The organism is Polaribacter pectinis (genome assembly GCF_014352875.1).
Taxonomy (GTDB): domain Bacteria; phylum Bacteroidota; class Bacteroidia; order Flavobacteriales; family Flavobacteriaceae; genus Polaribacter; species Polaribacter pectinis.
Map to the genome: position 1 here is coordinate 753114 of NZ_CP060695.1, position 12859 is coordinate 765972.

A 12859-nucleotide genomic window follows, 5' to 3' on the forward strand; every position below is an offset into this window, starting at 1 on the left:
GAAAGATTTTAACCATTGTTGGTTAATTTTAGTTGGATGAAGTGTCCGCTGCTTAATTGTAGCGGGCATTTTTTGTTCACTTATATTTATATATTCACTTGAGTACTTCCCCTTTTATTAAAACATCATCATTTGCTCTAATAAGAGTTAAATTTAGATCAATATTTGTAGATGATACCGAATTTATATTAATATTTATTTGTGTTACATTCTAATTAGTATTTCTATTATCAAGTAATCTTGTACCTCAATCTATAAAATTATTAACTCTAGAAGCATTTTCTGTAATTCTATAATCAAAGAGAACCTTTTCTCCAATTTTAAAATTTACATCTCTAAAATCAATGTATAAATAATCAATTCTAGAATTTATATTGTCTACCAATTAATACTTGTTACTTATAATTATTGTTAAATTACTAATATGATCTTTCACTATATTTTTATCAACCAAATATTTCTGCGGAGTTTTATAAAAGTATTGCCAATGTAAAATCCATTATTAGATTCTAAATCAATATCATTTATGTTACAAGATAAAGTGATTAAGAGAATTACTATTAATGAGAATATACTTAAAATTTAAGTAGTATTTTATTACAATTTATTCGTAGAAATAGTTTTTAAAAACAAAAAAAAACCTCACAAAAAGTGAGGTTTAAAATTAAATAATAGTTTATTTTTTTAAGGAGTTGCAGCTACTGCACCCAAAGTATATAATTGTTCAAGAGTAGGAGATTCACTACCACCTTCTGGCTCTAAAGTAATACCAAATGCTTCAGATTCGTTAGCATTGTTTATGGTAAAAATCTTATTGTTATCCGCTGTAAAAGTATCTATAGTTCCTAAACTTGTAGGTGTTAAAGGGCTTAATTTTAAAGACCAAACTTGGTAAACCTTTCCTTTAGGTGGTTCTGGTAATCCTTTGGCGTCTAAATAAATAGCGTTTGTTTTCTTGTCCCAATAAACTTTTGCATAAGAGTTAGGAGATACAGCTTGTCCTGCTAAAGGAACAGATATAATATCTTTATCTCTAAAGACAGTTATTAGTTTTTCTGCTTCAGCTAAACTGTTAGAGGCTTTGTCTATTTGTTCTTCTAATTGTTCTTTTTCTGTTGCAATTTGTTCTTTTAAATTGTTATTCTGTGTAACAGACCAAACTAGCATACTTCCAATAAGTATGGCTGCAGCCCAACCAGAATACTGTGCCCAATTTGTTTTTGGTTTCGAAATTGGAATTACTTTTGAAGTTTCAATATCTAATTGACTCTTAATAGCATTAAAAGAATAAGGAATGTCTTTTTTAGCTGCAGCAGTTAATTTAACTATTGCACTTTCTATAGATATAACTTCTGTTAATAACTCTGGGTTTGCTATAATTGCAGCATACACTTCCTCGTTTTCCTTTTCAGAAAGCGAGCCTGCAACGTACAGTTCTAAAATTCCAGATGATATGTATTCTTTTGTATTCATTTATTAAACTCCTAGCATAGTACGTAATTCGCCTATACAAGTTCTATTTCTTGTTTTTATAGTACCAATTGGTATGTCTAATTCTTCTGATGCTTCTTTCTGTGTAAATCCTTTAAAATATAAAAGTTCTATAACAGATTTACATTTTTCACCTAATTTGGTTACAAACTCTCTAAGACCAATAGCATCTGTAGAATCATCTAAACTCTGACTGGTTTCTAATATATCTACGAAAAAATCTGCGTTAAGGTTTTGTTTAGACTGTTTATATTTTTTAGAACGCGTATAATCTATAGCTGCATTTCTTGCTATGTTAAGAATCCACGTAAAAAAACGTCCTTTTTTAGAAGAGTAAGTATCGGATTTATTCCAAGCTTTTATAAAAACGTCTTGCGTAATTTCTTGCGCAACATCATCGTTTTTTACTATTGTATTAACTACACCAGAAATACTATCACAATACATATTGTATAGTTTTTCATAGGCTTTAACGTCCTTTTGTTGAAATTGTAAAATTAAAAGCTCCTGATTCATAAGTTATCAGGAGCTAAAATATTAATTATTATTGATATAATGAAGTTTAATTCTTTTTAATAAAAATAAAATCTCCACCTTCATCACCAGTTCTACTTATGGGCGCGTAAATTGGTCTTTGAATTTTATCTCCTCTTGGATTATTAATTATTGGATCTTCTATCATATTAAATAATTGCCCAGCAGAAAGATATGTGTTTTGGTTGCTTTCTAATCTTTTTAGTAAGTATTCCATAAAAACACTTTTATTAGGTACAGTTTCTAAAGCACCACTTGTAATTGCTTTTCTACTTGGCAAAGAGTATTTTGCTTTTACAGCATTAGATGCATTACTAAAACTTCTGTTTTTTGTTAGAATACTACCACTAAAGCAAGCATCAGAAATTAATAGGGTATGTTTAGAATTTATCGATTTAATATATGAAACAATACTTGTGTTTAAAATTACATTTCCTTCGAACTCCATTTCTGCATCAGAAGGCATCCAGTAACCTTTTTCACTTACTTTATCGTAATTTCCATGACCTGCGTAGAAAATAACAACATTATCATTTCTACCTACCTTTTTTCTTAAATTATAAAACTCTTTAATTATCTGATTTTCGGTAGGATTTTTTAATACAGTTACATTTTGTGTATCAAAACTGTACTTTCTAATTAATAAATCTGCTAGCGCTTGTGCATCTTTAGTTGGTTCTCCTTTTAAATCGTCTATGGTTTCATCTTTATAAGTGCTTACTCCAATTATTAGTGCATGGTATTTGCCAAAACCAATGTCTAATTTTTCGGTAGTATTGTCTGTAGTTACAGAATTATCTATTTCTGGAGAATTACGTTTTATGGTAAATGTTTTTGTAGAAGAAGCTTGTTTTAAATCGGTAGCTTTTACTATTAGATCGTTTTTTCCATATTTTAAGGGAACATTGGCAATAAAACTTCCATCTTCAGAAACACTAGCTTCTACACCATTTACGGTAATTTCGAAAATACCATCAGTATCTGTTGCTTTTCCTCGAACCTGAATTCTTTTTGCTTCAACAATTTTAAAACCTCTTTCTTCCTCTACATTTGGCGAGGTAATTACTACAATTGGTGGATTATTAAAACTTGTAGATGTTTGGTATTTAATGTCTAAATGATCTATGGCAATTTTTTTATCGTAATAAATAGTATATCCAAATTTATTACCGAAGAAAGGCTCAAAAGGAGTTTCGTTTACATATACATCATTAATATAGAAACGTAATAAGCTTCCTGTTTTTACAATTTTAATTTTGTTAAACTCATTTAAACCAGTTTTAATTGCTGATGATTCTGTAAATGGAATAATTTTTTTGTACTCATCATTATCGAACTTTCTGTACATATAACTTCCATTACCAGATAGTAGAAAAGTGTATTCGTTAGAAGAGTTTTTTCTTCCAAAAGTAATACCATACAAACCTTCTGTAGAATTTCTAACCCTGCTTAAAGAGGTTTCAATTATAAAATCTTTTGTTGTGTTTATTTCTACATCTTTACTAATAAAAATGCCTCCTTTTTTCTTTTTGTGAAGCATTAATTTTCCGTTTGTAATTGCAGCAGAATAATCATCAGAATCTTCTAAATTCCAATTATTAGTATTTCCATTGAAGGTGTCATACAAAGGAAGCGTAAGTTTTTTATTAGTTACAACAGTGTTGTTTGTATTGCTTTTAAGAAGGTTGATTTTTAAAAAATCTACAGCAATTTCTTGATTATTATAAACAATGTACCCAATTCTATCTCCGTAAAATGGCTCGAAATCTGTTTTTGTAACATGTTTATTATTAATGTAATAGGTGTATAGTTCTCCTTCTTTTCTAATTTTTATGGTATTAGAAGCTCCATTATTTTGATTGATAGTTGAAGATTTAGTCCATTTTGTAATTATTTCTTCATTACCATTTACCGTTCTAACTATTTTATAATATCCTGTTGCGGTTAAGTAAAATCTGTAGCTATTACCACCATCTAAACCCCACATTATTCCGTATGCATTGTTGGTAACACCACTAATTTTATCAATTTTAGTTTCTATTTCAAAATTTTTAGAGCTATCAAAATGTTTACTAATATTTGAAGACCAACCTTTATCTGGTTTTTTATGTTGAAGGTAATATTTTCCGTTAGACAATCTAAAACGTGTGTCTTCATTGTCTTGTTCTGTCCATTGATTAATACTATTGTCAAAATTTTCATTTAAAACAAGATTTTTTTCAAAATTAAGATTCGTGTTTATATTATCTATGTTTTGGTCTAAATAGGTTACGCTAATATTGTCTATTGCTATTTTCTGTTTATCAAAAACTACAAACCCCAGTCTTTTGCCAAAAAAAGTTAAATTGTAGGCAGTGTGTACTTTAGTTTTATTAATGTAAAAATTATAAGTGCTGTTTATTTTTTCTATTGTTAACTTATTCTTACCAAGATTTCCTTTTTCTATGGCAGAAGATGCTGTCCAATTTTTAAGGCTATTTAATTTGCTGTTTTTATATTCATCAATTGCAAAACTTCCACTAGGAGCAATAAAAAATTGATTTTGATTGCCTCCATCTTCACGCCCAAAAACTAAACCAAAACCATTATTCTGAATTCCATTAATTTTTTGAAATGATGCTTCTATCTTAAAATCTTTTGTATTATCTAAATCTATTATTCTTGTAGAGGTAAAGCCTTTTACATCTTTGTATTCGAAATAATATTTACCATTAGAAATTTCTAAAGTAGCTTCATCATTATTTTGTACTGCCCAAGAGTTATTGTTTGAGTAGAAATTATCGTACAAAACAGTGGAATTATTGGTGTTATTATTTATTACTGATGTACTTTGTTTTACGCTAATATAATCGATTGAGATTTTCTGGTTTTTAAAAATTGCAACCCCAATTTGTTTCCCAACAAAACTTTTATAAGGCATGGTGTAAATCTCTTTTTCGTTGATATAAAACGTTAGAGAATTTCCTTTTTTAGTAACTTTTAGATTATTAACACCATAATTTCCTGTTTTTATTTTGTCTGACTTCTCCCATTTTTTAATATTGGAATAAGTGCCATTTACAGATTCTGCAATTCTAAAATATCCATTAGAACTAAAACCTAATTCTTTGTAATTACTATCATCTTTAAAGTCGTATAAAAATTGAATGCCAGAGTTGTCGATTCCAGAAATTTTCTGGATAGAGGTTTCAATTTCAAAATCTTTTGAAGTATCTAAATTAAAATCCGTGGTAGAAATTCTCCAAGATTTATCTGTTCTTTTGTGTTCGAAATAATAACGACCATTAAAAACGTTTAAATCTCTTATATCATTACTGCCAATTGGCCAATTGCCTTTATTGTCGAAATTTTCTTGATATATGTAATTATTAGATTGTCCAAATACACTATAAGTAATTAATAATGAGACGAACACTATGTTTTTTAGAGTTTTCATAATAATTTTATTGGTGATTCATTTCTATAAAAATTGGCACAACTTTAGCTGATGAACTTTTAGAAGTAGCATTAAAGGAAATTTCATTTTTGCTAAAAGTAATATCAGAACCTTTAAACATTTTGTAGGATAATGCTTGTTTAACTCTAGAAACAAAATCTCCAGAACCATATTTAGCTTTGCTAATTATACTGTTAATATCTAGTTTTTCTTTACTGTATAAAACGCATAAAATATCTCTACCAGGTTTGTTATCAAACTCTATAAAATAATCTTCATTTGGCAACGCAATTTCACTATTAGTGTAATTAAAATAATCGCTAAAATTTGCAAAAGGATATAATTTATTTACAGATTTGTCAGATGAACCATATCCAATTAAATAAACATAACCACGTTGTTTGTTCTTAAGGTAAATTCTAAATTGTGTTCCAGATGTATAAGATTTATCTACTTTATAAGTTGTTTTTGTAGCCTTAACAATATTAAAATTCCTAGTTGCTTCATCCGCTAAACTTATTGGCATATTGCTACCATTACTTAACTTTAAGGTAAGTTCTCCACCCAATTTATTGTATGCGTAAGTATTATTATTTTTAATATCGTTGCTGTTGTTGTCTGATGTTTTATCAACCAGAACGTATAAAGTCTTTACCTGTCTAATAAAATCATCATATTTTATCCAGAAAAAACCTTTGTTTGCAAATCCATAACCGTGAGAATTCATAATTTCAAAAGAGCCACCTGCTTTATTATTATCATACCCAACAACAACCATTGCATGACCATTTGTACCGGAATTAGGAATCCAAACAAAATTTTGATCAGTTTTTAAACTATTGTAATTATACAAACCTATAACAACTGGGTTTTTATTAACTAAGGCTTTTTTTACTTTAACCACTAAAGTAGCATTGTAAGAGTTTGTCCATTTATCTAACCTTTCAAAAGAAAGAATTTTATGGTTTTTTGCTTTTGAGCGTGTCACCGAAGATGGACTTTTAACACAGGATCTATAATCGTAAGGGAAGTCTGACATTTTAACAGAACCATCTGTTGCCATAAGATTCATTGCTTTTTCTATGTAAGCACCTTTACAGTCATTTGTTAATCTAATTTGATTATAGATATAGGATGGAGAAAAAGTGTTCTGGTCTATTTTTGCTCTATTGTTCTGCCAACCATTTTTTATAGCATTTGCAATTGTTCTTGCTCCATAACCTGTTGCCCAACCAACACAAGAACCTTGTGGACCTTGACTTTTTGGAGTGGGAGTGTAGCCTTTTAAACTAAAATTAGAAGGTAATGCTTGGTAACTTCTTGTTATTAGAGGTACAGATTGTGGAATTGCTTCATAAAGTGCTTTGTTAAACTTTAATCCTGTGCCCAAATCTTCTTCTTGTGACAATAGTAAACCTGATAAAAACAGGCATACTATAAGTGTGGAAAGTTTTTTCATTTTGTGCGTTTTAGTGTTACCCTACAAAACTCACAATAATTAGCGCAAAAAAAAATACGTCATTTGACGTATTTTTAAAGTTAAAAGGTTATTAATCTATGTTTTATGGTTTTTTTTCTATGACAATGTAAGAGTTTTCAGAAATAATTATTTGTTTATAAAACTCTTTTAAAGCATAATATTCTGATACTTGAAATATTCTTTTTGAAATATTTAGACGCAAATAGACATTTACAATATTCCCTTTTTTAATAGTTTTAAAAATGAAGGAACCAGCCTTATTTGGTAGAGAAATAGCTTTGCTTTCTGGAAGTTGCGTAATGGTATAACCTTCTGGAATTTCTAAATTAAGAAGATAGTTTTGTTTTCTAGGATATGCAAAATCTACGGGATAATTTCTTTCTTTTAGTTTAAAAGGGTTTTCTTTAACTCTGTCAAAAAAAATAGGATTTATACGTGTTTTATTTGCTAAATCTTCATCCATTATTAGTTTTATTTTAAAAATTTCTAATAAAGGTTTTTCTAAATTTTCTGTATCAACTGCTTTATACTCATCAACTTCTAAATCTGGATTTTTAGACTCAAAATCTTGTAAATAATCATTTTCATTAGTTAAAGAAATTTTTTTTCTTTGGTTGGCTGCAAAATAACCACTTCTTCTTATAATTAGATTTCCAGAGAATTCACCATCTTCACTTAAAGATAATTTTGCAGTAATGTTTTTAGAACTTTTAATTTTTGGTTGCAAACCAACCCAAGAACTTTTTCCTTTAAAATCTATTATTCTAGCTTCACCATTTAAAGCTTTTATTGGTACTTGCCCAAAAGGTAAAAATTTATCTGTTGCATCTAAAAAATATTCTTTATCATCAATTATTGCTTTTACAATTACATAGTTATAATCATAAATTACAGGAAAAAGTTTGGTAGTTACACCATTATTTCTTGTTGATAAAACAACTAAATTTGCTTTTATATCTGCAGCTTGTAAACTGTTGTATAAAGACAAATTTATTTCACCAACATCACCAGATTTATCATCAAAAGCTTCTTTTACTTTAGCATCTTCATTTGTCCAATTTTTATCATTCCATGTATAATGATTTCTAATAAAGTTAAATACTTTTTTGGCTCTTTCTAAAGTGTTTTCTGTTGTTAAAATTGTTTCAGGAATTCTTCTTTTAAAATAATTCTTTTTAGAAGTTTGATTATTAAAGAATTGATCTTTTAATGTTTTGTCTGCCTGTTTCCATGTTGTTGCGTAGTTTTTAATAGAACCATCGTAGCCTGTACTTGACTTTAAATCGAAAGTAAGTTTAGAAATGTAGTTTTTCTTACTTAACATGTAATCTTCTTCTTTAAAAGCAGGAATATTATTCATTCCGTAAGAATAAACTGCACATGCACCCTCTCCTAAACCATCAATATACACACACTTCTTATCTACTGAAGGCTTATCTTTATTCAGTTTTAAAAAACCAACAATTTTTATATTGTATTTGTAATTTCCTAAAATGGAAGCATCATAATCACTTTTTATTTTTGGTATATCAGATTGAAACTCCCAATCATCAATACCTAAATAAGGAGATGAGACACTGTATTTATACTCTATAACACTTCCTTCTTTAATATTTGGAAGTGTAAATTTTTTAACAGTCCAATTTTTTCCTTCTTTTGTTGTAAAAATATCTTTCTCTTGAAGTTTAGTTTTTTCTATTGTACCAATTTCAGTTAAATTGTAAGTAACGGCACTTACATCTAATATTTTTTGTTCTTTATAAAGGTTGATCGCAATGTTAGCTTTGTCGAAAGCAGCTTTATTAAAAATTTTTATTCTAAAATAATAATCTGTTCTTGGTATTTCTCTCTTATTATTATCTGGATAACGATTTGCATGTTCATATAAAACTACAGCAGAAGCAGTAGAATCTTTCTCGTAAACTGTCATTTTTAATTCTTCTAAAGTGCTTTGTCCCATTTTAGAAGATTTCTTTTTTTGTGCAACGATTAGTGTTGTAAATAGGAGTAGTATGAGTAAGTTTATTTTCTTCATTTAAAGTCTAACAATTTTCTGAACATTATTTTTATTCAAATAATTTTTAATAATAGTTTTACAGAGTTTTTTATTTTCGACAGGTGTAAGAACAGATTTTAAGATATCTAATCTATTTTCTTGATATGCTAAATTAGTGTAGCCAAAACTTGTAACTTCGTTATTTTCTATTAAAATAACTGCATTTTCTTCTATTTCTCTCCCTTTATCAAAAATAATAAAATCATTATTATTAAAATCTTGAGCTATAGTTTTTCTTTCTTTTTTAAAGTTGAATTTAGGCGATAAAATTTCTAATTCAATATAGTATTTTAATCTTGTAAAAAGTTCATTTCCAGTTTTTTCAAAAGAAATTGAAGTCGCTCTATCTTGTATCTTTATGGCTCTTTTAGTTGTTTTTAAAAACAATTTATTTACTTCTGCTTTTATATTTTTTCCTCTACCAATAAAGATTACTTTTCCTTCAGAATCATGTATATAATAAACCCCTTGAAGTTTTGGAGATTCATCTATTAATTTTTGAAGTCTTTCTTTTTCTAACCTTCTGTCATGATATTTTACAGAACTTTGTATAATGGACTTATTGGTGTCTTTTTCTAATAAAATTTTAAAAAGCTGCACTGTTGCTAAAGCATCTCCAGAAGCTCTGTGTCTATCTGTCATTGGGATTCCTAAAGCTCTGGTTAATTTCCCCAAGCTATAAGAAGGTTGGTCTAAAATTAAAGCTTGACTCAATTCTACCGTACAAAGTGTGTTTCTATTGAATTCGTAACCTAAACGTTCGAACTCTGTACTTAAAATTCTATAATCGAAAGAAGTATTATGTGCAACTAAAGTACAATCTTTGGTAATTTCTACAATCCTTTTTGCAACTTCATAGAATTTAGGTGCATTGCGTAACATGTTATTATTAATACCAGTTAACTTTACTACAAATTTCTGAATTTCTTTTTCAGGGTTTACCAAGCTAATAAATTGGTCTACAACATCATGTCCGTCAAATTTATAGATAGCAATTTCTGTAATGCCTTCTTCATTAAACTTACCTCCAGTTGTTTCAATGTCTAATATTGCGTACAAATTGTCTTCTTATCGGGGAAAATTACTAATTATAGTTTCTATTGCCAAATATAGAACTTCCTACGCGAACCATAGTACTTCCATTTTCGATTGCCAATTTAAAATCTCCACTCATTCCCATAGATAAAGTTTTTAATTGACAATTTTCTGCTTCAATATTTATTTTTTGTGTATCAAAGAAGTTTTTTAATGCTGAAAATTCTTCTTGTAATTGCTCTTGATTCTCTGTAAATGTTGCCATTCCCATAAAACCAACAATTTTTATATTTTTTAAATCTTTTAATTCTGATGAATTTAGAATTTCTTCAATATCATTAAAAGACAAACCAAATTTTGTTTCTTCTTTTGCAATTTTTGCTTGTAACAAACAATTAATAACTCTGTTGTGTTTTTTTGCTTGTTTGTTAATTTCTTTTAAAGTAGAAAATTTATCTACTCCATGAATTAAATCTACAAAATGCGCCATATATTTTACCTTATTACTTTGTAAATGACCAATCATGTGCCATTGAATGTCTTTTGGTAAAACATCAAACTTCTCAACCATTTCCTGAATTTTATTCTCACCAAAAATACGCTGACCAGCATTATAAGCCTCTTGCAAATCTTCCACAGGTTTGGTTTTAGAAACAGCAACTAAAGTTACACTTTCTGGAATAGATTGTTTTATTTTTGATAGATTTTCTTTAATCATTTTTAAGTTTCAAAAATTTTAATTCTTTAATAAAGCAATAATCTGACTCGCTAATTCTGTACCAATTCTGTCTTGAGCTTCTATAGTTGCAGCACCAATGTGTGGCGTTAAAGACATTTCTGGATTCATTAATAATTGAACAGCAGGTGTTGGTTCTGTTTCAAAAACATCTAAACCAGCAAATTGAACTTTACCACTTTCTATAGCTTTTACTAAATCTACTTCATTTATAATTCCTCCTCTAGCTGTATTTATGATACCTACACCATCTTTCATTTTTTCTATTTCATCACTTGTAATAATGTAATCTTCTTGTGCAGGCACATGTAATGATATAAAATCTGCTTCTTTCAATAAATCATCTTTATCAACAGTATCTATATTAAAAGTAACTTTTTGTCCGTTGAAAAACTCTAAAGAAATTGGAGCACTTGTAATCATTTCATCAGTTGCAATTACTTGCATTCCTAAACCTAAACCAATTTTAGCAACTTCTTGTCCGATTTTTCCAAAACCGATAATACCAATTTTTTTCCCACGTAATTCAGTACCTTGAGAATATGCTTTTTTTAATTCTTTAAAACGAGAATCTCCTTCTAAAGGCATTTCTCTATTGGAAGAATGTAGAAATCTTGCCATTCCGAATAAATGCGCAAAAACTAATTCAGCTACAGAACTTGATGAAGCTGCAGGTGTATTTATAACATGCAAACCTTGGTCTTGTGCATATTCAACATCAATATTATCCATTCCAACTCCACCACGTCCAATTAACTTTAAACTCGGACAAGCATCAATTAATTCTTGACGAACTTGAGTTGCGCTTCTTACTAAAATTGCATCAATGTTATGTTCGTTTATATAGTTTTCTAATTGATTTTGTGCCACTTTAGTGGTAATTACTTCAAAACCTCCTTTTTCTAAAGCGTCTATTCCGCTTTGAGAAATTCCATCGTTTGCTAATATTTTCATCATCTATTCAGTCATTCAAAAATTGAAATATTCAAAAACTATTACATTTTCAATATTTCAAAATATTATTCTAATTATTTCTTTCTAATTCTTGCATTACATCAACCAAAGCTTGTACGCTATATAAAGGCAAAGCATTGTACATACTTGCTCTATAACCACCAACACTTCTGTGTCCGTTTAATCCGTTAATTCCTGCTTCTTTCCACATATTATCGAAAGTTTCGGTTAAACTTTCATCTGTTAAAGTAAAAGTTGCATTCATTGTACTTCTATCTTCTTTGGCTACAATTCCTTTAAAAAGCGGATTTCTATCAATTTCATCATATAAAAGTGCTGCTTTTTTATTGTTTACTTCTTCAATAAACGGAATTCCACCTAAATCTTTTAACCATTGTAATGTTAGCATAGAAACATACACTGCAAAAACAGAAGGTGTGTTAAACATACTATCTTTATCAAGATGAATTTGATAATTTAACATTGAAGGAATATGTCTTTCTACTTTACCAAGAATTTCCTCTTTAATAACAACTAAAGTTGCACCTGCTGGCCCCATATTTTTCTGTGCACCAGCATAAATTAAATCGAACTTTTCGAAATCTAACTGACGAGAAAAAATATCTGAACTCATATCACAAACTAAAGGAATATTTGTTTCAGGAAACTCTTTCATTTGTGTTCCTGCAACTGTATTGTTACTTGTACAGTGAAAATAATCTGCATCTTCTGGAATTGAATAACCTTTAGGAATATAGTTATAACCTTTGTCTTTAGAAGAACCAACTTCTACAACTTCTCCAAAAGCTTTAGCTTCTTTAATAGCTTTGTCAGACCAAGTTCCTGTGTTTAAATATGCTGCTTTTTTATTCAATAAATTGTAAGCAACCATTAGAAACTCCATACTTGCACCACTTTGTAAAAACAAAGCTTTGTAACCTTTATTTTCTAAACCTAATAATTCTAAAGCCAAACTTCTAGCTTTTTCCATTACAGCAACAAAAGGTTTACTTCTATGAGAAATTTCTATTAATGATAAATTATCGTCATTAAAATTTAATATTGCTTCAGATGCTTTTTGTAAAACTTCTTGTGGCAGAATACATGGTCCTGCACTAAAATTATGTTTTTTCATTT

The 12859-nt window shown here is 28.6% G+C and carries 10 protein-coding genes; all 10 read right to left on the reverse strand.

Translation table 11 applies throughout. The annotated features are described in order from the left end of the window. Positions 1–247 precede the first annotated feature (247 nt). Complete coding sequence (locus tag H9W90_RS03590) at positions 248–385, reverse strand: hypothetical protein (protein WP_187483098.1); 138 nt, start codon at positions 383–385, stop codon at positions 248–250. Positions 386–684: 299 nt separating this feature from the next. Next, complete coding sequence (locus H9W90_RS03595) at positions 685–1473, reverse strand: anti-sigma factor (protein WP_187483099.1); 789 nt, start codon at positions 1471–1473, stop codon at positions 685–687. A gap of 3 nt (positions 1474–1476) precedes the next feature. Continuing rightward, positions 1477–2007 carry an RNA polymerase sigma factor gene (locus H9W90_RS03600; RefSeq protein WP_187483100.1) on the reverse strand — a complete coding sequence of 177 codons (531 nt, stop codon included), beginning with the start codon at positions 2005–2007 and terminating at the stop codon, positions 1477–1479. A 46-nt stretch (positions 2008–2053) separates the two neighbouring features. Continuing rightward, a complete protein-coding gene (locus tag H9W90_RS03605; protein ID WP_187483101.1) occupies positions 2054–5461 on the reverse strand; it encodes a caspase family protein in 3408 nt (1135 codons plus the stop codon). 7 nt (positions 5462–5468) lie between these two features. Then, a complete protein-coding gene (locus H9W90_RS03610; protein WP_187483102.1) occupies positions 5469–6920 on the reverse strand; it encodes a C1 family peptidase in 1452 nt (483 codons plus the stop codon). Positions 6921–7023: 103 nt separating this feature from the next. Then, positions 7024–8976 (reverse strand): DUF3858 domain-containing protein, encoded by a 1953-nt coding sequence (locus tag H9W90_RS03615; RefSeq protein WP_187483103.1) that lies wholly within the window; start codon positions 8974–8976, stop codon positions 7024–7026. After that, positions 8977–10056, reverse strand: a complete 1080-nt coding sequence (locus H9W90_RS03620) for an exonuclease domain-containing protein (protein ID WP_187483104.1) — start codon at positions 10054–10056, stop codon at positions 8977–8979. It lies immediately after the preceding gene. A gap of 25 nt (positions 10057–10081) precedes the next feature. Further along, on the reverse strand, positions 10082–10750 hold the full coding sequence (locus H9W90_RS03625) for a YggS family pyridoxal phosphate-dependent enzyme (protein WP_187483105.1): 669 nt from the start codon (positions 10748–10750) through the stop codon (positions 10082–10084). Positions 10751–10768: 18 nt separating this feature from the next. Beyond that, on the reverse strand, positions 10769–11722 hold the full coding sequence (locus tag H9W90_RS03630; RefSeq protein WP_187483919.1) for a D-2-hydroxyacid dehydrogenase: 954 nt from the start codon (positions 11720–11722) through the stop codon (positions 10769–10771). Positions 11723–11792: 70 nt separating this feature from the next. Then, positions 11793–12857 carry a 3-phosphoserine/phosphohydroxythreonine transaminase gene (serC, locus tag H9W90_RS03635; protein ID WP_187483106.1) on the reverse strand — a complete coding sequence of 355 codons (1065 nt, stop codon included), beginning with the start codon at positions 12855–12857 and terminating at the stop codon, positions 11793–11795. Positions 12858–12859: the final 2 nt, after the last annotated feature.

What these genes read in the sequence shown, in the direction of transcription:
- H9W90_RS03595 (WP_187483099.1), bottom strand. Translation starts at nt 1,473, where the DNA reads ATGAATACAAAAGAATACATATCATCTGGAATTTTAGAACTGTACGTT.
- H9W90_RS03600 (WP_187483100.1), bottom strand. Translation starts at nt 2,007, where the DNA reads ATGAATCAGGAGCTTTTAATTTTACAATTTCAACAAAAGGACGTTAAA.
- H9W90_RS03605 (WP_187483101.1), bottom strand. Translation starts at nt 5,461, where the DNA reads ATGAAAACTCTAAAAAACATAGTGTTCGTCTCATTATTAATTACTTAT.
- H9W90_RS03610 (WP_187483102.1), bottom strand. Translation starts at nt 6,920, where the DNA reads ATGAAAAAACTTTCCACACTTATAGTATGCCTGTTTTTATCAGGTTTA.
- H9W90_RS03615 (WP_187483103.1), bottom strand. Translation starts at nt 8,976, where the DNA reads ATGAAGAAAATAAACTTACTCATACTACTCCTATTTACAACACTAATC.
- H9W90_RS03625 (WP_187483105.1), bottom strand. Translation starts at nt 10,750, where the DNA reads ATGATTAAAGAAAATCTATCAAAAATAAAACAATCTATTCCAGAAAGT.
- H9W90_RS03630 (WP_187483919.1), bottom strand. Translation starts at nt 11,722, where the DNA reads ATGAAAATATTAGCAAACGATGGAATTTCTCAAAGCGGAATAGACGCT.
- serC (WP_187483106.1), bottom strand. Translation starts at nt 12,857, where the DNA reads ATGAAAAAACATAATTTTAGTGCAGGACCATGTATTCTGCCACAAGAA.